The sequence below is a fragment of the Novosphingopyxis sp. genome (assembly GCF_965218915.1).
Lineage (GTDB): Bacteria > Pseudomonadota > Alphaproteobacteria > Sphingomonadales > Sphingomonadaceae > Novosphingopyxis.
In genome coordinates this window covers 2,368,528-2,391,584 of sequence record NZ_OZ244708.1, presented here as the reverse complement: position 1 = coordinate 2,391,584, position 23,057 = coordinate 2,368,528, and the positions used below count along the sequence as shown (strand labels likewise).

Sequence of the window (23,057 nt, the reverse complement as noted above, 5' to 3'; positions counted from 1 at the left end):
AGCGGTTAGACGAAGTTGGATGAGGGTGGGTGGCGCGCCAGCGCCAGCGATGTGCCTCCGCTCTGCGCAGTCGCCCTCACCGGGGTCCCCGCAAACGCGTTTGCGGGGACCCCCTCACCGCTGCGACTAGGAAACAAGTTTCCAAGTCTCGCTCCTCTCCAGCGGGCGGGAGAGGGTTTTTAAAGCTGCACCTGCCGCACGTTGCGCGGCCGCGTGAACAGCTTGCCCTTCTCGGACCATAGCAGCAGCAGCAGCGAGCAACTGCCGCAGATCAGGAACCCGCTGACCAGCGGCACCACCGTGCCGTCATAGCTTTGTCCGATGATCACGCCGAGCCCCGCGGCCGCAAGCATGCGGCAGCTGTTCTGAAAACTCGACGCGGCGCCCGCCATGTTGCCGAACGGTTCCATCGCGATCGACGAGAAATTGGCGCCGATGAAGCCGCACATGCTCATGGTCAGCGCGTGAAGGATCAGGAACATGGTCAGGCTTTCGCCATCCCACGCGGAGATCAGGTGGATGCCCGCCAGCGCGATGAAGGCGAGCAGCGCGCTGTGGCTGACCCGCCGCGCGCCGAAACGCATCACGATGCGGCTGTTGAAGAAGCTCGCCAGCGCCATCGCGCCGGCCACGCTGGCAAAGGCATAGGGGAAGATGTCCTCCGCGCCGAACACCTCGAAGAAAATCTGCTGAGCGCTGTTGATGAATCCGAACAGCGCGCCAAAGGCGATGCCCGAACCGAACATGTAGCCCAGCGCCTGGCGGTGGCTGATGACCTTGCCCCAGACGTCGATGATCGCCGAGGCCTGGATCGGGATGACATGATCGGGGTCGAGCGTTTCGGGCAGGCGCTTCCACACCCAGAAGGCGACGCCCGCGCCCATCAGCGCGAGCAGCACGAAGATCATGTGCCATTCGCTGAACGCCAGGATTGCCGAACCCAGGCTTGGCGCGATCACCGGGACGCCCATGAACACGATGAACACGAAGCTCATCAGTTGCGCCATCGCATCGCCCGAATAGCGATCGCGCACGATCGAGCCGACCAGCACCGAGAAAGCGCCCGCGGAAAAACCCTGCGCCAACCGCAGGCCGACCAGCACGGAAAAGCTGCCGCTGAAGATGGAGAATAGCGAAAGCGCGGTATAGACCGCCACCGAGGAAAGCAGCACCGGCTTGCGACCGAAACGATCGCTCAATGGGCCGTAGAACACCGCGCCCGCGCCGGTACCGATCAGATAGGCGCTAATGATCCACTGCCGCAGATTCGGATCGGACAGTCTGAAATCACGCGAGATCTGGCCGAGTGCCGGCAGCATCGCGTCGATCGCGAGCGCGTTCATCGCCATCAGCGATGCCATCATCGCGACGAATTCCTTGGGGCCGAGCGCGAATTCCTTTACGCTGCGGGACAGGGTGGCTTCGTTTTGCATTGCAGCAATATGGGTCGAACGGGTGGACAATGCTATAACGAAGCGGACAAATCGCGGCTTGCTGCGGAAGCCATTCTTACGGCATGCACGAACGTTAGAGGTGACGGGCGCGGTTTCATCCAGAAGAGACCCGCACCGCCGCGTCGCAATTGCCCTGCCGATACGCTATATCCGTGCCGCCCATAATGTCCGACCAACCTCTCCCCATCCGAAAGATCATCCATGTCGACATGGACGCGTTTTTCGCGAGCGTGGAGCAGCGCGACCATCCGGACCTGCGCGGCAAGCCGGTGGCGGTCGGCGGCTCCTCGCGGCGCGGCGTGGTCGCGGCGGCGAGTTACGAGGCGCGGGTATTCGGGGTGCGCTCGGCGATGCCATCGGTCACCGCGGCGCGGCGATGCCCGGATCTGATCTTCGTCAAATCGCGCTTCGACGTTTACCGCGAAGTTTCGGGCCAGATACGCGAGATTTTTTCACGCTACACCGACGCCATCGAACCGCTCTCGCTGGACGAGGCCTATCTGGATGTAACCGAGGACAAGCTGGGTCTCGGTTCGGCGATCAGGATCGCCAAGGCGATTCGCGCGGCGATCCAAGAGGAAACGGGCCTTACCGCGAGCGCAGGCGTCAGCTACAACAAGTTCATCGCCAAGCTGGCGAGCGACCAGAACAAGCCCGACGGGCTATGCGTCATTCTGCCCGATCAGGGACCGAATTTCGTCGCTTCGCTGCCGGTCAAACGCTTTCACGGCGTGGGGCCGAAAACCAACGAAAAGATGGCTCGGCTCGGCATCCAGACCGGCGCGGACCTGCGCGCAAAGGATGTCGCCTGGCTCAGCGTCCATTTCGGTAGCTGGGGCGAGGGATTGTACCGCATGGCGCGCGGCATCGACGATCGGCCGGTTCGCTCGAGCCGCGTGCGCAAGTCGCTCGGCGCAGAGCGGACCTATTCGGACGACAAATGGACCGAGGCCGATCTGCGCGAGGCGCTGGACGGGATCGTCGCAATCGTCTGGGACCGCATCGCCGAGCGGCAGGTGCGGGGCCGGACGGTGACGCTCAAGGTGAAGTTCGCCGATTTCCGCCAGATCACGCGCGCGCAGTCGCTGGAGCGCGCGGTGGCGGATCGCGAAGAATTTTCCGCGATCGGTCACGGCTTGCTCGGAGACGTGATGCCGGTGGAAAATGGGGTGCGCCTGCTGGGCCTGACGCTGGGGTCGCTCGAACAGGAAGGCGAGAAAAATTCCCAGGACTTGCCGCCCGCGCAGCGTCAGGCCTCGTTCGCGTTCGAGTAGCGGTTGAGCGATCGGCCGGCTTGTTCGGCCGTGCGAATGTTCCTAATATGTTCTAATGTCGCTTCCGCCCGATTCGTCGCTGTCCCGGATGCGGGGCTTCGCTCCGGAGCCGGCAGCCATGCGCTATCTGTTCATCGATTTTAACGCTTATTTCGCGAGCGTGGAGCAACATGACGACGCCTCGCTGCGCGGGCGCCCGGTGCTCGTCACGCCGCTGCCGTCCGAGCATAGCGGCGCCATCGCGGTCAGCTACGAGGCCAAGGCGCTCGGGATCAAGCGGGGCACGTCGGTGCGCGAGGCGCGCAGCCTGTGCCGCGATATCGCGATCCGCCCGGCCCGGCACGATCGCTACGTGGCCGTCCATCACCAGCTGATGCGGGAAATCGAACGGCATCTGCCGGTGCTCAGGGTCTGTTCGATCGACGAATGTATCTGCCGCCTGGGGGCCGACCAGACGGACGTGGCGGCGGCCAGGGCGAAGGCCCGCGCCATCAAGCGCGGCATATATGACAATGTCGGCCCGATGCTGCGCTGCTCAATCGGGTTGGCGTCCAGCGGCCTGCTGGCCAAGCTCGCCAGCGATCTGCAGAAACCGGACGGGCTGACCGCCATTCCCCACAGCAGCCTGCCCGAAGCGCTCCGCGAGTTGCCGATTCGCGCGATCGCAGGGATCGGGCAGGGCGTTGCGAGACGCCTGGAAAAGGCGGGCGTCACCGATTTTCTCTCGCTCTGGGCGCTGCAGCCCAAGCAGGCACGGGCGATCTGGGGATCGGTGGCGGGCGAGCGGTTTCTTTACGGGCTCAAGGGCTATGATGTGCCCGCACTGGAAATCGCCGAAAAGCGCATGATCGGCCATAGCAGGGTGCTGTCGGGCGCGCACCGCCAGCCGCAGGGCGCGCGGATCGTCGCGCGCGCGCTGATCCTCAAAGCGGCGAGCCGTCTGCGGCATCACGGCCTTTACGCCGGCGGCATGCATGTTTCGGTCAGATTGCATCCCGAAGGCGGCTTGAGTCAGGATATGGATTTTCGCGCTACGCAGAACAGCTGGTGCTTCCTGGACGCGCTGGAAGAGGCGTGGCCGAAAATGATGCGCTTTGCCCATGCCCGCGTGGGGGAAATGGGCATGGAGCGCCTCTCGCTGAAGCTGGTGTCGATCTATCTCTACAATCTCGACGAACGTCCTCCCGAGCCCGATCTGTTCCGGTCCGCCTCGCTGGACATGCGCGATGCGCGCGAGGCGCAGCTTTGGCGCGGGATCGATGGCCTCAACCGCCGCTACGGTATGCAGAAAGTCCTGCTTGCATCGCAAAGCGGATTGGATCTTAATTATCTTGGGGTCAAGATCGCCTTCAGCCGCGTCCCGAGCGCCGATGAATTCGCCGATCTTGGTGGAATCTAGGGATTTGGAGATGGCCACTTATGAGTCATGAGCGGTTCGGGATATCGAAGCCGCAAAGCGCAGACTCGCGCATACAAAAGAGGCGCATCGATTTTTCTTTGTAAAGTTCTTGTAATCGCTTTCGCCATCAACAAAATTGCGCATCAAGCGATCACTCTGCGCAACATGATACGGCGCAGGCCAAAGTGACTGAAGGGCATTTAATGAATGGGCGTTGCCGGATGCCGGATGGCGGTTATGCTTAGTCGCTTGGCGTCAGCTTAGGCCATGATGCAGTCGCAATTATGCAATGATGCCATGAGAGATAACGTCATAGAGAATCGCTTGCCCGTCTTGACCCATCCTCTGCTCATTGTGGTCCTGCCGGCCTACAACGAGGGGAAATATATCGGTCGGGCTATTGCTTCGCTCAGACGGCAGAGTTGGGTAGATTTTGCTGTGCTTATAACAGACAACGGTTCGACCGATGAAACAGAATCAATAGGTCGTGCCGCAGAGAAAGAGGATGCCCGCTTTCACTATTTTCGCCATCCGGCCAACCTCGGTGCGATCGGAAACTTCAATTTTGGGCGAAGGGCGACCGAAAGCCCATATTTCATGTGGATGGGGTCCCATGACATGATCGCTGCAGATTTCCTTGAGCGGCACCTCGCTGCGCTTCAAGGTGACCGGCGTCTAAGTCTCTCCTATGCGCATACCGGCTGGATAGACGAGAATGACGAATTGTTTATGACGACGCCGTCAAGTCGGCTGGAGGCACTGCCCAGAACGGCAATCGGCCGCTATCTCGCGTCGGCGTCGCGGCTATCCGAATGCACGGCCATAAACAATGTTCTGAGACGCTCGTTCATGGATGACATGGATTTGGAGAACGTCGCCGGCGCCGATCACATCATGCTTTCTCATCTGGCATTTCGCGGCCCGGTCAATTGTATCGCCGAACCATTGTATTTTCGGCGCGAGCAATTAGAAAAACGCGACGATTACATGTTGCGAATGACTGGGATTGCTGGCCTAAAGAAGGATCGCGTACCGCTAGTCAGTAGTTATAGCAATGATCTCGGCAATCTTCTGCAAGGTAACCCATTTAAACATCTGGCATGCGCAGCTGTTCGTATAATCATCGAGCGGCGTTACTCAATTGAAACTGCCGGTTTCGTAGCGTTTACACATTATAAACTTACAAAAGCATATAGAATAATGATGAAATATTTGAATAAAGTATCTCATCGCTGAGCTTCAAGTTTTTTGCCAACCGCGGAATTCCCTTTTGGCCTGACCTCTGATTCAAAGCTGCTTTTTCGTTGGGTGTAAGCCCGGCTATTGTCCGATGGACATCATCCGCGCTACACGGTCTTCTATGAAACAGCTCTTCGTGCTCGCCTTAGCCGCCGCCTCGATCACCGCAGCTGCCCCTGCAGCGGCGGACGTGGATTCGCAATCCGATGTCGGCTTCGCGGTAAAGCACCAGGCTGAGGTCAAGGCGTCCCCCGAGGCAGTATGGGAGGCGCTGGCAGCGCCCAACCGCTGGTGGGATCCCCAATACAGCTTCACCGGAAACCCCGAAAACTTCTTTCTGGACATGCAGGCTGGCGGTTGCTTTTGCGAGCGTATCCGCCAAGCCAAGGGTGGCAAGATCGAGAACAGCGGCAGCGTGCAGCATATGCAAGTGGTTTATGTCGAGCCGCCCAAGGTGCTGCGCATGACCGGCGCGCTCGGCCCGCTTCAGGCGGAAGGGGTGAGCGGCACCCTCAGCATCGGGCTGAAGCCGGTTGGCGGCGGCACGCAGATCACATTCGAATATGTCGTCGGCGGGTATATGCGCTATCCGATCAAGGAGATTGCCTCGGCGGTCGACGCCGTGATCGGCCGACAGCTCAGCCGTCTCGCAAAGCTGCTGGACGGCAATGCAAAGACGGATGCCCCGGTCGAGAAGGCCAGCGCCAAGGCTTCGGTTAAAAAGGACGAGCCGGAAAAATCCGCGATCAAAAAAACGGATGCCGACGAAGGCTGAGCCCTTGGAACCGAAGCGCGCCCGCGCCGGTTGACGTCGAAACGCGACCGAAGCCTGGAAAAGAGCCTGCCATTTCCTCCAAATGCCCTAAAATCGAAGACTTCATGCAAGACGTGAAGAACCGCAATCCAAACCAGGACGAGTTCGTGCAGGCAGTCGGCGAAGTTGCCAACGACATCTACAACTGGGTGCAGGGCCGCGACGATTATCACGATGCGCAGATTCTGCATCGAATGACCGAACCAGACCGGATTGTGAGTTTCCGCGTGGTGTGGGAGGATGATGACAATAATGTCCGCGTACAGCGCGGCTGGCGGGTGCAGAACAACAACGCTATCGGTCCGTATAAGGGCGGCCTGCGCTTCTCGCCCGGCGTGAATGAAAGCGTGCTGAAGTTCCTGGCGTTTGAGCAGACGTTCAAGAATTCGCTTACTGGCCTGCCGCTCGGCGGAGGCAAGGGCGGATCGGATTTCGACCCCAAGGGCAAGAGCGACGCAGAGGTGATGCGGTTCTGCCAAAGCTTCATGACCGAGCTATGCCGCCATATCGGGCCATCGCTCGATGTGCCCGCAGGCGACATCGGCGTGGGCGCGCGCGAGATCGGCTATCTGTTCGGCCAGTATAAACGCATCACCGGCCGCTTCGAAGGCGTGCTGACCGGCAAGGCATTGGCCTATGGCGGCAGCCAGATGCGGCCCGAGGCGACCGGCTTCGGCGCGGTCTATTTTCTACGCGAGATGCTGAAATCGGACGATCAAGAGATCGAGGGCAAAACCGCGATCCTGTCGGGCAGCGGCAATGTCGCGCTATACGCGGCGCGCAAGCTGATCGACTGCAAGGTCAAGGTGCTGAGCCTATCGGACAGCGACGGGGTGATCGAGATCAAGGAAGGGCTGGATGAAAAGCAGCTCGAATGGATCCAGACACTGAAGTTCGAAAAGCGTGGGCGCATCAGCGAGGCCGCCGACGAGTTCGATGGCATTACCTTTCACAAAGGGAAGACACCGTGGGCGTTGGAGGCGGATATCGCGATGCCCTGCGCCACCCAGAACGAACTCGCTGCGGACGCCGCCAAGGCGCTCGCGGGAAATGGCATCACCCATGTCTTAGAAGGCGCGAATATGCCGACGACTGCGGATGCGATGGCGGTGCTACGCGAGAAAGGCGTGGCGGTGGCGCCGGCCAAGGCCGCGAATGCCGGCGGCGTCGCGGTGTCGGGGCTGGAGATGAGCCAGAACGCCGAGCGCATGAGTTGGGAGCGCGCGAAGCTCGACGATCTGCTCACCGAGATCATGGCCGACATCCATCACAAATGCCGCAAGGCGGGTAAGGGCGATGACGGTTCGGTCGATTACCGGCGCGGCGCCAACATTGCCGGGTTCGAAAAGGTGGCCGACGCGATGCTCGCTTATGGCGTGATGTGAGCGCTCTTCGCGACAAGGCCCGCGAATGGGAAATGCCGGCGCGCGTGCGCGAGCCGCGCGGCAAGATGGCGGATTCTGTCGAGATTGGCTGGGCGGAGCTGGTCCAGTTGCCCGATCTCGGGCTCGATCATATCCGTGCCAAGATCGACACCGGAGCGGCGACATCCTCGATCCATGCCACCCGGCTCGCACCGATCGAGACCGACGACGGGCTGCTGGTCGAGTTCTGGACGCGCGTCCACAAGGACGAGCCGGCGCGCAAATTCACCGCCCCCGCGGTGGCGCGCCGCAAGATCAAATCCTCCAATGGAGAGGTGCAATTGCGCTATGTGATCGAGACCCGCATGCGGCTGGGCGATTTTACATGGACCGGGCACCTGACTCTCGCCAATAGGCGGGCCATGGCCTTTCCGATTCTGATCGGGCGGCGGGCATTGGCGCGCGGCTTCCGCGTCAACTGCGCGCGGCGCTGGATGCTGGGCCGCCCGGAGGAGAGAGACGCATGAAGATCGCGATGCTGGCGCGCAATGCCAATCTTTATTCGCACAAACGCCTGTGCGAGGCGGCGAAGGAACGCGGCCACGAGATCGATATTCTCAATACGCTGCGGGTGACCATGGACATCGTCTCGCACCGCCCCGGCGCCCGCCATAATGGCGAAAAGCTGGTCGGATACGATGCGGTGATCCCGCGCATCGGCGCCTCGATCACCCAATATGGCCTGGCCGTGCTGCGCCAGTTCGAGATGATGGGCGTGTGGCCGTTGAACGAAAGCGTCGCCATCGGGCGCAGCCGCGACAAGCTGCGTTCGATGCAGATCTTCGCCAAGCACGGTCTCGGTCTGCCGGTCACCGCTTTCGCACACGATCCCAAGCAGACCGACGAGGTGCTGAAGATGGTCGGCGGCGCGCCGGTGGTGATCAAACTGCTCGAGGGCACGCAAGGGATCGGCGTGGTGCTCGGCGAAACCGAGCAGTCGGCCAAATCGGTGATCGAGGCGTTCCGCGGCGCCAACGTCAACATCCTTGTGCAGGAGTTCATCAAGGAGGCCGGATCGTCGGACATCCGCATTTTCATTGTCGGAGGCAAGGTGGTCGCCTCGATGATGCGTACCGGCGCCGAGGGCGATTTCCGCTCGAACCTGCATCGCGGCGGATCGGCCAGATCGATCAAGATCACGCCGGAGGAACGCTCGACCGCAGTACGCGCGGCCAAGGTGATGGGGCTTAACGTGGCGGGCGTCGATATCCTCCGCTCCAACCACGGCCCGGTGATCATGGAAGTGAACAGCTCGCCCGGCCTCGAGGGCATCGAAAATGCCAGCGGCATCGACATCGCCGACAAGATCATCGAGTTCATGGAAGTCCACAAGGCCAGCGGCAAGACCAAGACCAAAGGGCAGGGCTGAGCTTAACCTCCGAGAGCGGAGTATCTACAATCTTCTCCCGCTCGGGCGGGAGAAGGATACGCAGCCCCGGATTAAATCCGGGGCGAAGTTGGATGAGGGTGGGTGGCGCGAAGCGCCATCGATGGGTCGATTTTGCTGGGCAACCCCTTACCCGGGTTCTCGCAAAGTGGTATTTTACGGGGCACCCTCACCGCCGCGACTAAACTCACTGCGTTCGTTAAGTCTCGCTCCTCTCCCGCGGGCGGGAGAGGGATTGATTCAAACCGACCCGCTCGTTCCGCCCGACCGCTTGACAGCCGCCCGACTCAATCCTACATCGCCCCCATCCGGACAATGGAAGGAACCAGCAGCGCTCCATGTGCGCCGCTGGCTTTCGTGCGTTCGGTTTCACGCGATGAGATAGGGCGCCCAACCGGGCTTTCCCTGTGGAGCAGGAGTTTTAGAATAAATGGCACGTATCGCCGGGGTCAACATCCCCACCAACAAGCGCGTAATCATTGCGCTGACCTATATCACCGGCATCGGCCGTACCAAGGCCGTGCACATCGCCGACAAGCTGGGCATCGACCATAGTCGCCGGGTCCAGGATCTGACGGACGCCGAGGTGCTTCAGATTCGCGAGACGATCGACGCCGATCATACGGTCGAGGGCGATCTTCGCCGCGAGACCGCGATGAATATCAAGCGTTTGATGGACCTCGCCTCCTATCGCGGGCTCCGCCACCGCCGGGGTCTCCCGGTTCGCGGCCAGCGCACGCATACCAATGCGCGCACCCGCAAGGGCAAAGCCAAGCCGATCGCCGGTAAAAAGAAGTAAGCCGGGACAAAACTCCGTTCGGGCTGAGCTTGTCGAAGCCCTGCTTTTATTTATTCACCGTTCGCAAAAAGGACAGCCCTTCGACAGGCTCAGGGCGAACGGTGCAAGTCAGGATTTGAACCATGGCCCGTGAACCGCAGCGTATTCGCAAGCGCGAACGCAAGAACATCACCGCCGGCGTCGCCCATGTGAACGCCAGCTTCAACAACACCATGATCACCATCACCGACGCGCAGGGCAATGCGATCAGCTGGTCCAGCGCCGGTACGATGGGGTTCAAGGGCAGCCGCAAGTCGACGCCCTATGCCGCGCAGGTCGCGGCCGAAGATGCCGGCAAGAAGGCCGCCGATCACGGTGTTCGCACGCTCGAGGTCGAGGTCAAGGGTCCCGGCTCAGGCCGCGAATCGGCGCTGCGCGCGCTGCAGGCGGTGGGGTTCACCATCACCTCGATCCGCGACGTTACGCCGATCCCGCATAACGGCGTGCGTCCTTCCAAGCGCCGGAGGGTCTGATCCCTTAAGGGTCCGGCGGCGCTGCTCTTCGGGGCACGCCGGTCCGGACCGCCGGCCGGGGGCGGACGGCGCCGCTATTCTCCCGCCCCGCGCATATCCACATGAGGGTCCACCGCTCCCGGGGCCCGAACTTTAGGGGAATTCCATGGCTGTCAATATGAAGAACTGGCAGGAACTCAAGAAGCCCAGCAACCTCGATCTGAAGTCCAGCGGCGATATCAAGCGCAAGGCCACGCTGGTGGCGGAGCCGCTCGAGCGCGGCTTCGGCCTGACGCTCGGCAATTCGCTGCGCCGCGTGCTGCTGTCCTCGCTGCAGGGCGCCGCCATCACCTCGATCAAGATCGAGAATGTGCTGCACGAATTCTCCTCGCTCGCCGGTGTGCGCGAAGACGTCACCGACATCGTTTTGAACGTGAAGCAGATCGCACTGAAGATGGAAGGCGAGGGCCCCAAGCGCCTGCAGCTTTCGGTCACCGGCCCCGGTGAGGTCAAGGCCGGCGATATCGCCGTGTCGGGCGACATCGAGATCATGAACAAGGATCTGGTGATCTGCCATCTCGACGAGGACGCGACGCTCAACATGGAGCTGACCGCCGATATCGGGAAGGGCTATGTTCCCGCCGTCGCCAACCGTCCGGCCGATGCGCCGATCGGTCTGATCCCGGTCGACAGCCTCTATTCGCCGGTGCGTCAGGTCGCCTACAAGGTCGACAATGCCCGCGTCGGGCAGGAACTGGATTTCGACAAGCTGTCGCTGACCGTCGAGACCGACGGCACGGTTACCCCGGAAGACGCCGTGGCCTATGCCGCGCGCATCCTTCAGGATCAGCTGCAGATCTTCGTGCATTTCGAAGAGTCGATGACGCAGACCAGCGCGCCGGTCGGCCAGGCCGCTTCGCCGCTCGGCGAGGAGTCGGATGCCAACCAGCTCAACCGCTATCTGCTCAAGAAGGTCGACGAGCTCGAACTGTCGGTGCGCAGCGCCAATTGCCTCAAGAACGACAACATCATCTATATCGGCGATCTGGTTCAGAAGACCGAAGCCGAGATGCTGCGCACGCCGAATTTCGGCCGCAAATCCTTGAACGAGATCAAGGAGGTGCTGTCCAGCATGGGCCTGCGCCTCGGCATGGACATCCCCGGATGGCCGCCGGAGAATATCGAGGAAATGGCCAAGAAGCTGGAGCAGGAGTTATTGGGCTGAACTCGGCGTCCTCCCCGGAACCGGGGGGCGCCGACGAAGTCGGTGGTGGAGGGGCCGGAGCGCTTCGGCCCCTCCGTCACGTCCCCTGACGGCGCCGCGCCACCTCCCCGTTCCGGGGAGGATTTATTAGGGCAAAAGGCCACCCTCAATCGGCCTGGACCGGGCTACCTGATACGGGCCCCTTACGAACGAAAAGGATGATATCATGCGTCATAAAATGGGTGGGCGGAAGCTCCAGCGGACCAGTTCCCACCGCGCGGCACTGCTGCGCAACATGGCCGCCGCGCTGATCAAGCATGAGCAGATCGTGACCACCACGCCGAAGGCGAAGGAGCTTCGCCCCTATGTCGAAAAGCTGATCACGCTGGCGAAAAAGGGTGGCCTCTCGAACCGCCGGCTGGCGCAGAGCCGGCTGATGGACGAGACGCAGCTCGCCAAATTGTTCGATGTGCTGGCCGATCGCTATACGGGCCGCAATGGCGGTTACACCCGCATCGTCAAGGCCGGCTACCGCAAGTCGGACATGGCGCCGATGGCGGTGATCGAATTCGTTGACCGCGACGAGGACGCGCGCGGACAGGACAGCGGTCCGGTTATGAACGCGGACGAGTTCGAAGACGCGGCGGCCTGACAGCCCAAGTTCATCGGGTATTCCTATATGAGTTGCAGGTCATGGCGCCGACGGGCGGCATGGCCTTTTTTATGCTCATGCCGCCTTCAGACCGTTCAGACTAATCCGCCATAGTATGAACGGACGCTGCCATCGCAGTTCAGTACGGGGTCACAACGACTGCGGTATAATCGCAAGTATAGTGGCTAAGTGAACAAGGAGCGCGACCATGAGAAACCTGAAAAAAGCATTCATTGGCTCGGCCGTCGGTGCGGCCGTGCTTGTTTCCGCTGCGGCTCCGGCCAACGCGCAATATTATCGCGATCGCGACCGGGGCGGGCCGAGCGCAGGCGAAGTGATTGCCGGCGTTGCGATCCTCGGCGGCCTCGCAGCGGTGATCGCGGCCGCCAGCGACAATGATCGTGATCGCTATGACGACCGTTACAATCGCTATCCGAACACCAATGGCTATCCGACCAATGGTTATGACAACGGCTATTATCGCGGTAGCGCGCAATATAATCGCGGGTCCCAGGCGATCCAGCAGTGTGTCCAGGCCGCGCAATATGAAGGGCGCCGCTACGGCAGCGACGTCCGCGTGACCGAGGTCCGCGATGTCGACCGGATTCGCTCCGGCGTCAGGGTCCGCGGCAACCTGGTGGTGAACGAATATGACCGCCGCAGCCGTTATGGGAACCGCTACGATAACCGCTATCGCAACAATTACGATCGCGGCAGTTTTACCTGCACGATCCGGAGCGGCCGCGTCGTCGATGTCGATATCAACGGCATCTGAGCGCAGCGGCTGGCGAACATGAAACAGGCCCGGTCTCGCGACCGGGCCTGTTTTCATTTTGCCGTCATTGCGAGGAGCGCAGCGACGAAGCAATCCAGGGCCGTTGCATCGCTGCCATTTCAACCAAGCGCTAAGCCGCCCTGGATTGCCGCGTCGCCCTTCGGGCTCCTCGCAATGACGGACGGATCAATTGAATCGCTCGCCCTTCTCCGCCTTTTCGCGGAGCAGCTTCGAAATCTCGAAGTCGAACCTGTCCTCGTGCTTCTCCAGCCCGGCGAGGATTTTCTGCGCGCCTTCGAGGTCGGCCCAGAACATCGGGCCGCCGCGATAGACCGGCCAGCCATAGCCGTAGATCCACACCACATCGATGTCGCTGGCGCGCTGCGCGATGCCTTCTTCCAGGATCAGCGCGCCTTCGTTCACCATCGGATAGAGCGTGCGCTCGACGATCTCCTCGTCGCTGATGTCGCGGACCTCTGAGCCCGATTTTTCTCGGAACTCCTCTATGATCTCGGCGACGCGAGGGGACGGGCTTGGACGGCGTTTTTCGTCATAATCGTAAAAGCCGGCGCCTTTCTTTTGGCCCCAGCGATCCTCGGCGGCCAGCGCATCGCGGATGTTCTCGATCCGCGTCGGGTCGCGGTGCCAGCCGATATCGACGCCGGCCAGGTCGCTCATCTGGAACGGACCCATCGGCATGCCGAAATCGGTGTGCACCTTATCGATCTGGCTCGGCGTGGCGCCTTCCATGAGGAGTTTCATCGCCTCAACCTGGCGCGGCTTGAGCATGCGGTTGCCGATGAAACCGTCGCACACGCCCGCGACCACGGCGACCTTCTTGATCCTCTTGGCGAGGTCCATGACCGTGGCGAGGACGTCGCCCTCGGTCTTGTCGCCGCGGACGACCTCCAATAGCTTCATTACGTTCGCTGGCGAGAAGAAGTGCATGCCGACCACATCGCCCGGACGGCCCGTCACGGACGCAATCTCGTTGATATCGAGATAACTGGTGTTGGACGCGAGGATGGCATCCGGCTTGGCGATGCCGTCCAGGCTTTTGAAAATTTCTTTCTTCACGTCCATATTCTCGAACACGGCCTCGATGATCAGGTCGCAGTCGGCCATATCCTTCTTGTCGAGCGAGCCGGTGAGATCGCCCATCCATTTTTTCACCTGATCCTCGGTGAAGCGGCCCTTCGATGCGCTGTTTTCGTAATTCTTTCGGATCACGTCAGTGCCCCGGTCCAACGCCTCCCGCTTCATCTCGACGATGGTGACCGGGATGCCGGCTTGTAAAAAATTCATCGAGATGCCGCCGCCCATGGTGCCGGCGCCGATGACGCCGACCTTTTTGATGTCGCGCAGTTTGGTGTCGGCGGGGACGTCGTCGATCTTGGCCGCCTTGCGCTCGGCGAAGAACAGGTGGCGCATGGCCGCCGATTGCGAGCCGAACATCAGTTTGCCGAACTGTTCACGCTCGAACGCGATGCCTTTCTCGAACGGCATTTTTGTCGCTGCCTCGACGCATCTGATATTGGCCTCGGGCGCATCGAAGCCTGCGAACTTGCGGGCATTGGCCTTGCGGAATTCGTCGAACACACCGGCGCCGGCGCTGGCTTCCATCTCGCTGACGCGCGGGATCGGGCGCACATCCTTGATCTCGCCCGCAAAGGCGATCGCGTCTTCGCGCAGGCTGTCCTCGCCGGCCATGCGATCGATCAGCCCGGCCTCATGCGCCTTTTCCATCGAGATCGGATCGCCCTTGGCGGTCATCTCCAGCGCCAGTTCGACGCTGGCCACGCGCGGCAGCCGCTGCGTGCCGCCCGCGCCGGGCAGCAGGCCGAGCTTCACCTCGGGCGTGCCGATTTTGGCCGAGGGCACGGCGATCCGGTAATGACAGCCCAGCGCGGTCTCGCAGCCGCCGCCCAATGCGGTGCCGTGGATCGCCGCGACGATCGGCTTGCCGAACGCCTCCATCCGCTCGATCACCGCCGGGAGCAGAGGTTCGACCGGGGGCTTGCCGAATTCGGTGATGTCCGCGCCCGCGAAAAAGGTGCGGCCTTCGCAGATGAGCACCAGCGCCTTGATGCTGTCATCGCTTGTCGCCTGATCCAGCGCGGCGGCCAGACCGGTGCGTACGGCAGCGCCCAGGGCGTTCACCGGCGGGTTGTTGGAGGTAACGACAAGGATGTCGCCTTCGCGGGTGGTGGAAATGGGGGAGTCGGTCATGGGATTTCCTTTTTATGGTTTTAATTCGAATATTAAATTCTCCCCGGAACGGGGAGGTGGCGCGGCGCCGTCAGGTGTCGTGACGGAGGGGCCGACGCGCCCCGGCCCCTCCACCACCGCTTCGCGGCGGTCCCCCCCCCCCGCTCCGGGGAGGATCGATTTGTTTATTCCAGCGCGGCATAAATCATCGTCTTCAGCTCGCGGCGCACCGGGTAGGTCGAGCTCGGCATCAGCTGCGTCATGAAGATCATGAACAGCTCTTCGCCCGGATCGATGAAGAAGGCGGTGGAGAACATGCCGCCCCAGTAGAAATCGCCCGCCGAGCCCGGCATGAGCGTCTTGTGCGGGTCCATCGTGCTGGCAAAGCCCAGACCGAAGCCGACCCCGGCATTGTCGGCCTCGGAAAACAGGCTGATCGACAGTTCGGTCAGGTCCTTGCCGCCAGGCAGATGGTTGGCGATCATCAGGTCGAGCGTCTTGCGCCCGATGATCCGCGCGCCCTCAAACGCGCCCCGGCCCAGCAGCATTCGGCAGAAGCGCTCATAATCGCCCATGGTGGAGGCCAGGCCGCCGCCGCCCGAGGGCATGGCGCGCGGATTGGCCCATTTGCTCTGCGCGCCGCCGGGATCGTACAGTTTCTTCGTCACCGCAGCGTGGAAATAATAGGCATCGGCGAGCCGGTCCGCCTTGTCCGCAGGCACCTGAAAATGGGTGTCGGCCATGCCTAGCGGGTTCAGGATATTCTCCTGCAGATAATCCTCGAACGGCATGCCCGAGATCCGCTGGATCAGCCCGCCGAGCACATCGGTCGAGACCGAATAATTCCACGCCTCGCCGGGATCGAACAGCAGCGGATAATCGGCGAGTTTCTTGAGGAACGTTTCCAGATCATATTGCGCGGTGAAGCTGTCGAGCTGATCGCGGCGATAGGCCGCATCGATCGGCGTGCGCTCCTGAAAGCCGTAAGTGAGCCCCGACGTGTGGCGCAGCAGATCGAGCATCTGCATCGGGCGCTTCGGGCGGCGCTTCTGGAACGGCGCATCGCCGCCTCCGGCCACGAACACGCCCATGTCCCTCCATTCGGGAATGAACTCGTGGACATAATTGCTCAGCGCCACCTTGCCCTGCTCGACCAGCTGCATGAACGCGATCGAGGTCAGCGGCTTGGTCATCGAGGCGATGCGGTAGATCGTGTCCTCGGCGAGTGGCTGGCCGTCACGCGCATTGCCTTGCAGCGACTGGAAGGACGGGCCGTCCTTCGTGCCGACCAGAACCGCGGCGTGGGGCAGCCGTCCGGTCTTCAGATATTTTTCGTCAATGAACGGCGCGATGCGTTCGAGGCAGTTCTCGTTCAGGCGTCCGGTCATATGCTTGCGTTTCCGATCATTTTATTTCCGAACGGTTCTTTAATTTAACGCCGCAGCTGAATTTTCGTTCAGCTTGCCCCGGCGCGCTGGGCGAACATCCATGCGGATTTCGCCAGCTCCGGCATGCGCGCCACCGTCTCCTGCGCATGCGCGCTGGACGCGGTCCCGTCGATCACACGCTTCTTGATGCCCTGAACGATGCCTGCGAGGCGGAACATGTTGAACGCGAAATACCAGTTGAGATCCGGAATATTCTTGCGCCCCGTCTGCTCGGCGTAGCGGGCGATCATCTCGTCCATGCTAGGAATACCGAGCGCTTCCACATCAACGCCATGCAGCCCGGCGCGGCCCTCGCTCTGCGTTTCCCAGTTCATCAGCAGATAGGCGACGTCCGCCATCGGATCGCCGAGCGTGGACAGTTCCCAGTCGAGCACCGCGGCAACGCGTGGTTCGCGTCGATGATAAATCACATTGTCGATGCGATAGTCGCCATGGACGATGCTGGTGCGCTCCTGTTCGGGGAGCGTACGCGGCAGCCAGTCGATGAGCTTGTCTATTTCGGGCAGGTCGTCGGTCTGCGCGGCCTTGTACTGTTTGGTCCAGCGGCTGACCTGCCGTTCGAAATAATTACCCGGCTTGCCGTAATCGCCGAGCCCCGCCGCCTCATGATCGGTCTCGTGCAGTGCGGCCAGCGTGTCGATCAGCGCGAAATAGGTGGCGCGGCGCTCGTCCTTCTCCATGCCCGGCAGGGTGCCGTCCCATAGCGACCGCCCCTCCACCATCTCCATGATGTAGAACATCGATCCGACCACGCCGTCATCGGTGCACAGACCGTAGGGTTTGGCCACGGGAAAGCCGGTAGGATGGAGCCCCGCGATCACGCGATATTCGCGGTCTACGGCGTGCGCGGATGGCAGCAGCTCGCCGAACGGCTTGCGGCGCAGCACGTAGCTGCGGCCCGGCGTATCGATGCGGTAGGTCGGGTTGGACTGTCCGCCCTTGAACTTGGACAGCGTGGGCGGGCCTTCATAGCCCGCGACATTGGCCGCCATCCAAGTGTCGAGCGCGGCGAGATCGAGCCGGTCCTTTTCGGGCACATCCATGGTGCCGATCACGGTGTCGTTCAGGTCTTCGTTCATCGTAGTTGCCTTTTGTCTTTCACATTTTGCGCTCCGGCGAAGGCCGGAGCCCAGCATCTGACTTTACCTGATGGGCTCCGGCCTGCGCCGGAGCACAATATCAGTCGAACCGGATCACCGAGCGCACGCTGTCACCCTGGCGCAGCGCGTCGAGCGCGCCGTTGATGCCGTCGAGCCGGATTTCCTCGGCCACCATCAGATCGAGGTCTAGCTGGCCGCGCAGATAGAATTGCACCAGCCGGGGTAGGTCAATCGGCGCGACGCAGCTGCCGAGCAGCGAGCCTTGCAGCTTCTTGCCCGTCAGGAAGCTGGGACCGGGGATCGATACCGATTTGCCCGGCGCGATCATTCCCAGGATGGTTGCCGTGCCGCCGCGCTTGAGGATGCTCCACGCCATCTCGGCGGTGGCCGGCTGGCCGACGCATTCGATGGCGTAATCGAACCCGCCGTCGGTCGATTTGATCAGGCCTTTGACCGCGTCCTCGGCGGTCGGATCGACCGCATGGGTCGCGCCGATCTTCAGCGCGAGATCGCGCTTCGATGCCACCGGATCGATCGCCACGATGCGGCCCGCGCCCGCGATCTTCGCGGCGTTGATCGCGCTCAAACCGATGCCGCCGCATCCGATCACCGCCACCGTCTCGCCGGGACTGAGCTGGCAGTCGCGGAACACCGCGCCCGCGCCGGTCAACACAGCGCAGCCGAGCAGCGCCGCTTTCTCCAGCGGCATGTCCCTGTCGATCGAGACGCAGGCGTTCTCATGCACCAACATCTGCTCGGCATAACCCGACAGGTTGAGGAATTGCGTCACCGGTTCGCCGTCCAGCGTAATGCGCGGCGGCGCATCATGGGCGCGGCGGATCGCGGGGCTGGTGCACAGGGTGTAATGGCCGGAAAGGCACATGTCGCAGCTGCCGCAGAACACGGTGAAAAAGGACACGACATGATCGCCCGGCTTCACCGTGGTCACTTCGCTGCCCACCTTTTCCACCACACCCGCCGCCTCATGCCCCGGAATGGTGGGGAGCGGATGCGGGAAGGCGCCATCGGCGAAATGCAGATCGGACCGGCACACGCCGCAGGCGACGGTGCGGATCAGGACCTCGTGCGGCATGGGATTGGCGAGCTTCGCGTCGACCATCTCCAGCGGTTTTTGCGGTTCGGTGAGGAGGGCTGCTTGCATGCGTCGGATATCCCCGGAGGCTGTTCAAAAAATCGTCATTGCGAGGCGCCCGAAGGGCAACGAAGCAATCCAGGGCAATTACGGCGCTGCGTGCGCTCTGGATTGCCGCGTCGCTGCGCTCCTCGCAATGACGCGGCTTAGACGTTCAGCCGCGTGCCGCCTTGGCCGCCTGCACCGCTTCCCTGCCGCCATATTTGCCCAGCTCGATGCGGGCGATGGCGCGGTTGTGGACCTCGTCCGGGCCGTCGGCGAGCCGCAGCGTGCGCTGCCCGGCATAGGCCTTGGCCAGACCGAAATCGTCGGACACGCCGCCGCCGCCATGCGCCTGAATCGCATCGTCGATGATGCGCAACGCCATGTTCGGTCCCTGCACCTTGATCATCGCGATCTCGGCCTGCGCGGCCTTGTTGCCGGCCTTGTCCATCATGTCGGCGGCTTTCAGGCAGAGCAGCCGGCTCATGTCGATGTCGATCCGCGCGCGCGCCACGCGCTCTTCCCATACGCTGTGCTCGGCGATCAGCTTGCCGAAGGCGGTGCGGCCGAGCAGGCGCCGGCACATCTTTTCCAGCGCTTCCTCGGCGACGCCGATGGTGCGCATGCAATGGTGGATGCGCCCCGGCCCCAGGCGCCCCTGCGCGATTTCGAAGCCCCGGCCTTCGCCTAGGATGATATTCTCGGCGGGCACGCGCACGTCCCGGAGCGCGATCTCCATATGGCCGTGCGGCGCGTCGTCATAGCCGAATACGGGCAGGAAGCGCTCGATCTCCACGCCCTCGGCATCGAGCGGCACCAGGATCTGCGACTGCTGCGAATGGCGCGAGGCGTCGGGATCGGTCTTGCCCATCAGGATCGCGACCTTGCAGCGCGGATCGCCCGCGCCGGACGACCACCATTTGCGGCCATTGATGACATAGTCATCGCCATCGCGCACAATCGAGCATTCGATATTGGTCGCGTCCGAGCTCGCCACATCGGGTTCGGTCATCAGGAATGCGGAGCGGATCTCTCCGTTCATCAGCGGGGCCAGCCACCGGTCCTTCTGATCGAGCGTGCCGTAGCGATGAAACACTTCCATGTTTCCGGTATCGGGCGCGGAGCAGTTGAACACTTCCGAGGCGAAGCCGACGCGGCCCATCTCCTCGGCGCACAGCGCGTATTCCAGATTGGTGAGGCCGGGGCCGTCGAATTCGAAGCTGTCGTCGACATGGCGCTGGCCCGAATTGGGCGGCATGAACAGGTTCCACAGTCCCTGGCCCTTGGCCTTTGCCTTGAGCTTCTCGATCGTCTGAATGACCTTCCAGCGGTCGCCCTGCTTCATTTCGGCCTGAACGTCCGGAATGGCCGGGCGGACATCGGATTCGATGAAGTTGCGAATGCGGCCCTGCCAGTGGCTCTGGCGTTCGGTCAGGTCGAAATCCATGGAAGGTCATCCTCTGTTATATCCGCGGGGCGGGCTGATCGCGGAGGAAAGTGGCAGATCGGCGAATGTATTTCCAGCATTCAGTATGCCCGCCATTCATTTGGCGGGAGCGCCCGCCGCTTTCGCTGCGGCGATGCGGCCTTTGCCATACCCTTTTTTCGAAAAGGCGAAACGAACCCTTGCGCGGACGGGTCGAATTTGGTGCAATTGCCGGTGAGCGAGCGGCGCCTATAAGAGAATGCCGCGCACAGGAGAACGAGGCGATGAGTAATCTGGAGAGCTTCCGCGCCGAAACGCGCGCCTGGCTGGAGAAAAACTGCCCGCCCGAAATGCGTAGACCCATGCGCAGCGAGAAGGACGCTTGCTGGGGCGGGCGGGGCTGGACCTTTCAGTCCGCGGCGCAGAAGCAATGGCTCGAGGCGATGGCGGGCCGCGGCTGGACCGTGCCGGACTGGCCGAAGGACTATGGCGGCGGCGGGCTGAACGCTGCCGAGACCAAGATCCTGCGACGGGAAATGGCGCGGATCAACGCGCGCAATCCCTTGAACAGCTTCGGCATCTCGATGCTCGGCCCCGCCATGCTGCATTTCGGCACCGAGCAGCAGAAGCGCCATTATCTCCCCGAAATCGCGCGCGGTGAAATCCGCTGGTGCCAGGGCTATTCGGAGCCGGGCAGCGGATCGGACCTGGTTTCCTTGCAGACCTATGGCGAAGACAAGGGCGATCATTGGGTCGTCAACGGCCAGAAGATCTGGACCAGCTATGCCGATCAGGCGGACTGGATCTTCTGCCTCGTCCGCACCGACAAGGATAACAAGTACCAAGGCATCAGCTTCCTGCTGTTCGACATGGCATCGGCCGGGGTGTCCACGAAACCGATCAAGCTGATCAGCGGCAACAGCCCGTTCTGCGAGACCTTTTTCGACGACGTGAAGGTGCCCAAGGACCAGATCGTCGGCGAGGAAAATCGCGGCTGGGACGTGGCCAAATATCTGCTCGGCCATGAGCGCGAGATGATTTCCGGCACCGGCGGCGGCGACCGCGCGGGATCGCTCGGCGCGGTGCTGGCGGAGACCGTCGGCAAGGACGATGCCGGGCGCCTCGACGATCCGATCCTGCGCGCCGAGCTGGCAAAATTCGATGTCGATGCGATGGCGTTCACGGCGATGTCCGAGCGCTTCGTCGACGAGATGAAGGCGGGCCAGGGCCATCCCGCGCAGCCCAATATGCTCAAATATGCCGGTACCGAACTCAACAAGCGCCGCCACGCGCTGATCATGGAGGCCGGCGGATCGGACGCGCTGGAATGGGACAGCGAGCGATCGGGCAAGGGCGGTCGGCCGCGCGCCTGGTTGCGCACCAAGGCCAACAGCATCGAGGGCGGCACCAGCGAGATCATGCTGAACGTCGTCGCCAAGCGCATCCTGGAGCTGCCGGGGGCGTGAATTCTCCCCTCCCGCTTGCGGGAGGGGCTGGGGGTGGGCGCGGGGCCGACAGGCACCGCTGGGCCGAAAGGCCCACCCCGCTGCGACTAGGCATCGCTGCGCGACGCCAAGTCTCACTGCCCCTCCCGTGAACGGGAGGGGATGGCTTTTAAAGGAACAAAAATGCCACTCTATCTCGACGAAGATCAGGCCGCTCTTCAGGACAGCGTCCGCCCGTTCATGGCCGAACAGGCGCCGGTCGCGCATCTGCGCGAGTTCCGCGACATGGACTGCAAGGACGGCTTCAGCCACGATCTGTGGAAGCGGTTCGGCGAGATGGGCTTCACCGGCATTCTCGTGCGCGAGGAGGATGGCGGGCTCGGCATGGGCCATGTCGAGGCGGGCGTCGTGCTGGAGGAGATCGGCCGCAACCTCACGCCGTCGCCGTTCCTCGCCACCGCGGTCGCGGGTGTCGCCGCGCTGAACGAGGCGGGCGCGAACTTGCGCGAAAAATATCTGCCCGGCATCGTTGCCGGTGAGACCGTGCTCGGCATCGCCATCGACGAGGGCGCCAAGCACCGGCCCGAGCGGATTGCGATGAAGGCCGAGCGCTCCGGCAATGGCTTCAAGCTGTCGGGCAAAAAGCAGTTCGTGCTGCAAGGCGGCAGCGCGGACGCGCTGATCGTCGCCGCGCGCACCGGCGGGTCGGCGGGCGAGACCGATGGCCTGACGCTGTTCGCCGTGGACAAGGAGGCGAGCGGTCTTTCGTTGGAAAATGCGCGGCTGGTGGACAGCGCGATGGCCGCGCATGTGGATTTCGACGGCGTCGAGGTGACCGCCGACGCGGTCGTTGGCGAGGTCGATCAGGGCTGGGCGGTGCTGCGCAAGGTGCTGGCCGCCACGCGCGTCGGTTCGGCGTCGGAAATGATCGGCGTCGGCAGCGGCGCGATGGGCATGACGGTGGACTATCTGAAGCAGCGCAAGCAGTTCGGCCGCCTGATCGGCGAATTCCAGGCGCTGCAACACCGCGCCGCGCATCTCTACGGCGAGCTGGAGATCGCGCGTGCCGCGATCCTGAAAGCGCAGCAATTATTGGATGCGGACAGCGAGGAGGCGGAGCTCTGGGTCTCGATCGCCAAGGCCAAGGCGGGCGCCGCGAGCGACCTCGCGGTGCGCGAAGGCGTGCAGATGCACGGCGGCATGGGCATGACCGACGAATACGACATCGGCCTGTACATGAAGCGCGACCGCGCGCTGGCGGAGTTTATGGGCGACAGCAATTACCACGCCAACCGCGTAGCGGAACTGAGCGGCTACTGAATCGAATCCCCCTCCCGCTTGCGGGAGGGGTCAGGGGTGGGCGCGAGCGAAGCGAGCGTCTGA

Annotated in this window: 20 protein-coding genes; 14 read left to right on the top strand and 6 right to left on the bottom strand. The window is 62.5% G+C overall.

Translation table 11 applies throughout. The annotated features are described in order from the left end of the window. Positions 1-179 precede the first annotated feature (179 nt). The gene (locus ACOQPC_RS11190; RefSeq protein WP_420605809.1) at positions 180-1,433 is read right to left on the bottom strand and encodes a multidrug effflux MFS transporter; all 1,254 of its coding nucleotides are present in this window, start codon (positions 1,431-1,433) and stop codon (positions 180-182) included. Between the two features lie 185 nt (positions 1,434-1,618). Here ACOQPC_RS11190 and dinB point away from each other — a divergent pair, with 185 nt between their 5' ends. The 12 genes from dinB to ACOQPC_RS11130 all read left to right on the top strand — a co-directional run bounded on the left by dinB (position 1,619) and on the right by ACOQPC_RS11130 (position 12,912). After that, positions 1,619-2,728 (top strand): DNA polymerase IV, encoded by a 1,110-nt coding sequence (gene dinB / locus ACOQPC_RS11185; protein WP_420605808.1) that lies wholly within the window; start codon positions 1,619-1,621, stop codon positions 2,726-2,728. Positions 2,729-2,846: 118 nt separating this feature from the next. Beyond that, positions 2,847-4,127 (top strand): Y-family DNA polymerase, encoded by a 1,281-nt coding sequence (locus ACOQPC_RS11180; protein ID WP_420605807.1) that lies wholly within the window; start codon positions 2,847-2,849, stop codon positions 4,125-4,127. A 297-nt stretch (positions 4,128-4,424) separates the two neighbouring features. Beyond that, positions 4,425-5,363 (top strand): glycosyltransferase family 2 protein, encoded by a 939-nt coding sequence (locus ACOQPC_RS11175; protein WP_420605806.1) that lies wholly within the window; start codon positions 4,425-4,427, stop codon positions 5,361-5,363. A 124-nt stretch (positions 5,364-5,487) separates the two neighbouring features. Further along, a complete protein-coding gene (locus ACOQPC_RS11170) occupies positions 5,488-6,141 on the top strand; it encodes an SRPBCC family protein (protein WP_420605805.1) in 654 nt (217 codons plus the stop codon). A 104-nt stretch (positions 6,142-6,245) separates the two neighbouring features. Then, entirely contained in the window at positions 6,246-7,565 is a 1,320-nt protein-coding gene (gene gdhA, locus ACOQPC_RS11165; RefSeq protein WP_420605804.1) for an NADP-specific glutamate dehydrogenase, read from the top strand. After that, complete coding sequence (locus tag ACOQPC_RS11160; protein ID WP_420605803.1) at positions 7,562-8,071, top strand: ATP-dependent zinc protease; 510 nt, start codon at positions 7,562-7,564, stop codon at positions 8,069-8,071. The genes gdhA and ACOQPC_RS11160 overlap by 4 nt, the downstream gene beginning before the upstream one ends. Then, complete coding sequence (gene rimK / locus ACOQPC_RS11155; protein ID WP_420605802.1) at positions 8,068-8,973, top strand: 30S ribosomal protein S6--L-glutamate ligase; 906 nt, start codon at positions 8,068-8,070, stop codon at positions 8,971-8,973. Before ACOQPC_RS11160 ends, rimK begins: the two co-directional genes overlap by 4 nt. 448 nt (positions 8,974-9,421) lie before the next feature. Continuing rightward, entirely contained in the window at positions 9,422-9,790 is a 369-nt protein-coding gene (rpsM, locus tag ACOQPC_RS11150) for a 30S ribosomal protein S13 (protein ID WP_420605801.1), read from the top strand. Positions 9,791-9,912: 122 nt separating this feature from the next. Then, entirely contained in the window at positions 9,913-10,302 is a 390-nt protein-coding gene (gene rpsK, locus ACOQPC_RS11145) for a 30S ribosomal protein S11 (protein ID WP_420605800.1), read from the top strand. A 145-nt stretch (positions 10,303-10,447) separates the two neighbouring features. Then, entirely contained in the window at positions 10,448-11,506 is a 1,059-nt protein-coding gene (locus ACOQPC_RS11140; RefSeq protein ID WP_420605799.1) for a DNA-directed RNA polymerase subunit alpha, read from the top strand. A 205-nt stretch (positions 11,507-11,711) separates the two neighbouring features. Further along, positions 11,712-12,137, top strand: a complete 426-nt coding sequence (gene rplQ, locus ACOQPC_RS11135) for a 50S ribosomal protein L17 (RefSeq protein ID WP_420605798.1) — start codon at positions 11,712-11,714, stop codon at positions 12,135-12,137. A gap of 208 nt (positions 12,138-12,345) precedes the next feature. Beyond that, positions 12,346-12,912, top strand: coding sequence for a hypothetical protein (locus ACOQPC_RS11130; RefSeq protein ID WP_420605797.1), 567 nt, complete (start codon positions 12,346-12,348; stop codon positions 12,910-12,912). Between the two features lie 186 nt (positions 12,913-13,098). Here the strand turns inward: ACOQPC_RS11130 and ACOQPC_RS11125 are convergent, their stop codons facing one another. From ACOQPC_RS11125 to ACOQPC_RS11105, 5 genes are all read right to left on the bottom strand, one after another. Beyond that, positions 13,099-15,141 carry a 3-hydroxyacyl-CoA dehydrogenase NAD-binding domain-containing protein gene (locus tag ACOQPC_RS11125; RefSeq protein WP_420605796.1) on the bottom strand — a complete coding sequence of 681 codons (2,043 nt, stop codon included), beginning with the start codon at positions 15,139-15,141 and terminating at the stop codon, positions 13,099-13,101. 164 nt (positions 15,142-15,305) lie between these two features. Next, positions 15,306-16,508, bottom strand: coding sequence for a serine hydrolase domain-containing protein (locus tag ACOQPC_RS11120; RefSeq protein ID WP_420605795.1), 1,203 nt, complete (start codon positions 16,506-16,508; stop codon positions 15,306-15,308). Positions 16,509-16,576: 68 nt separating this feature from the next. Beyond that, positions 16,577-17,647 carry a phosphotransferase family protein gene (locus ACOQPC_RS11115; protein WP_420605794.1) on the bottom strand — a complete coding sequence of 357 codons (1,071 nt, stop codon included), beginning with the start codon at positions 17,645-17,647 and terminating at the stop codon, positions 16,577-16,579. A 100-nt stretch (positions 17,648-17,747) separates the two neighbouring features. Continuing rightward, entirely contained in the window at positions 17,748-18,830 is a 1,083-nt protein-coding gene (locus ACOQPC_RS11110; protein WP_420605793.1) for a Zn-dependent alcohol dehydrogenase, read from the bottom strand. Between the two features lie 145 nt (positions 18,831-18,975). Continuing rightward, on the bottom strand, positions 18,976-20,250 hold the full coding sequence (locus ACOQPC_RS11105) for an acyl-CoA dehydrogenase family protein (RefSeq protein WP_420605792.1): 1,275 nt from the start codon (positions 20,248-20,250) through the stop codon (positions 18,976-18,978). 263 nt (positions 20,251-20,513) lie between these two features. On the opposite strand from ACOQPC_RS11105, the gene ACOQPC_RS11100 reads away from it, so the two are divergent. Then, positions 20,514-21,695 (top strand): acyl-CoA dehydrogenase family protein, encoded by a 1,182-nt coding sequence (locus ACOQPC_RS11100; protein WP_420605791.1) that lies wholly within the window; start codon positions 20,514-20,516, stop codon positions 21,693-21,695. Between the two features lie 162 nt (positions 21,696-21,857). Beyond that, on the top strand, positions 21,858-22,994 hold the full coding sequence (locus ACOQPC_RS11095) for an acyl-CoA dehydrogenase family protein (protein ID WP_420605790.1): 1,137 nt from the start codon (positions 21,858-21,860) through the stop codon (positions 22,992-22,994). The last annotated feature ends 63 nt before the right edge of the window (positions 22,995-23,057 follow it).

Coding starts and splice junctions, on each gene's coding strand:
- ACOQPC_RS11190 (WP_420605809.1), bottom strand. CDS start 1,433: ATGCAAAACGAAGCCACCCTGTCCCGCAGCGTAAAGGAATTCGCGCTC.
- dinB (WP_420605808.1), top strand. CDS start 1,619: ATGTCCGACCAACCTCTCCCCATCCGAAAGATCATCCATGTCGACATG.
- ACOQPC_RS11180 (WP_420605807.1), top strand. CDS start 2,847: ATGCGCTATCTGTTCATCGATTTTAACGCTTATTTCGCGAGCGTGGAG.
- ACOQPC_RS11175 (WP_420605806.1), top strand. CDS start 4,425: ATGAGAGATAACGTCATAGAGAATCGCTTGCCCGTCTTGACCCATCCT.
- ACOQPC_RS11170 (WP_420605805.1), top strand. CDS start 5,488: ATGAAACAGCTCTTCGTGCTCGCCTTAGCCGCCGCCTCGATCACCGCA.
- gdhA (WP_420605804.1), top strand. CDS start 6,246: ATGCAAGACGTGAAGAACCGCAATCCAAACCAGGACGAGTTCGTGCAG.
- rimK (WP_420605802.1), top strand. CDS start 8,068: ATGAAGATCGCGATGCTGGCGCGCAATGCCAATCTTTATTCGCACAAA.
- rpsM (WP_420605801.1), top strand. CDS start 9,422: ATGGCACGTATCGCCGGGGTCAACATCCCCACCAACAAGCGCGTAATC.
- rpsK (WP_420605800.1), top strand. CDS start 9,913: ATGGCCCGTGAACCGCAGCGTATTCGCAAGCGCGAACGCAAGAACATC.
- ACOQPC_RS11140 (WP_420605799.1), top strand. CDS start 10,448: ATGGCTGTCAATATGAAGAACTGGCAGGAACTCAAGAAGCCCAGCAAC.
- rplQ (WP_420605798.1), top strand. CDS start 11,712: ATGCGTCATAAAATGGGTGGGCGGAAGCTCCAGCGGACCAGTTCCCAC.
- ACOQPC_RS11130 (WP_420605797.1), top strand. CDS start 12,346: ATGAGAAACCTGAAAAAAGCATTCATTGGCTCGGCCGTCGGTGCGGCC.
- ACOQPC_RS11125 (WP_420605796.1), bottom strand. CDS start 15,141: ATGACCGACTCCCCCATTTCCACCACCCGCGAAGGCGACATCCTTGTC.
- ACOQPC_RS11120 (WP_420605795.1), bottom strand. CDS start 16,508: ATGACCGGACGCCTGAACGAGAACTGCCTCGAACGCATCGCGCCGTTC.
- ACOQPC_RS11115 (WP_420605794.1), bottom strand. CDS start 17,647: ATGAACGAAGACCTGAACGACACCGTGATCGGCACCATGGATGTGCCC.
- ACOQPC_RS11110 (WP_420605793.1), bottom strand. CDS start 18,830: ATGCAAGCAGCCCTCCTCACCGAACCGCAAAAACCGCTGGAGATGGTC.
- ACOQPC_RS11105 (WP_420605792.1), bottom strand. CDS start 20,250: ATGGATTTCGACCTGACCGAACGCCAGAGCCACTGGCAGGGCCGCATT.
- ACOQPC_RS11100 (WP_420605791.1), top strand. CDS start 20,514: ATGAGTAATCTGGAGAGCTTCCGCGCCGAAACGCGCGCCTGGCTGGAG.
- ACOQPC_RS11095 (WP_420605790.1), top strand. CDS start 21,858: ATGCCACTCTATCTCGACGAAGATCAGGCCGCTCTTCAGGACAGCGTC.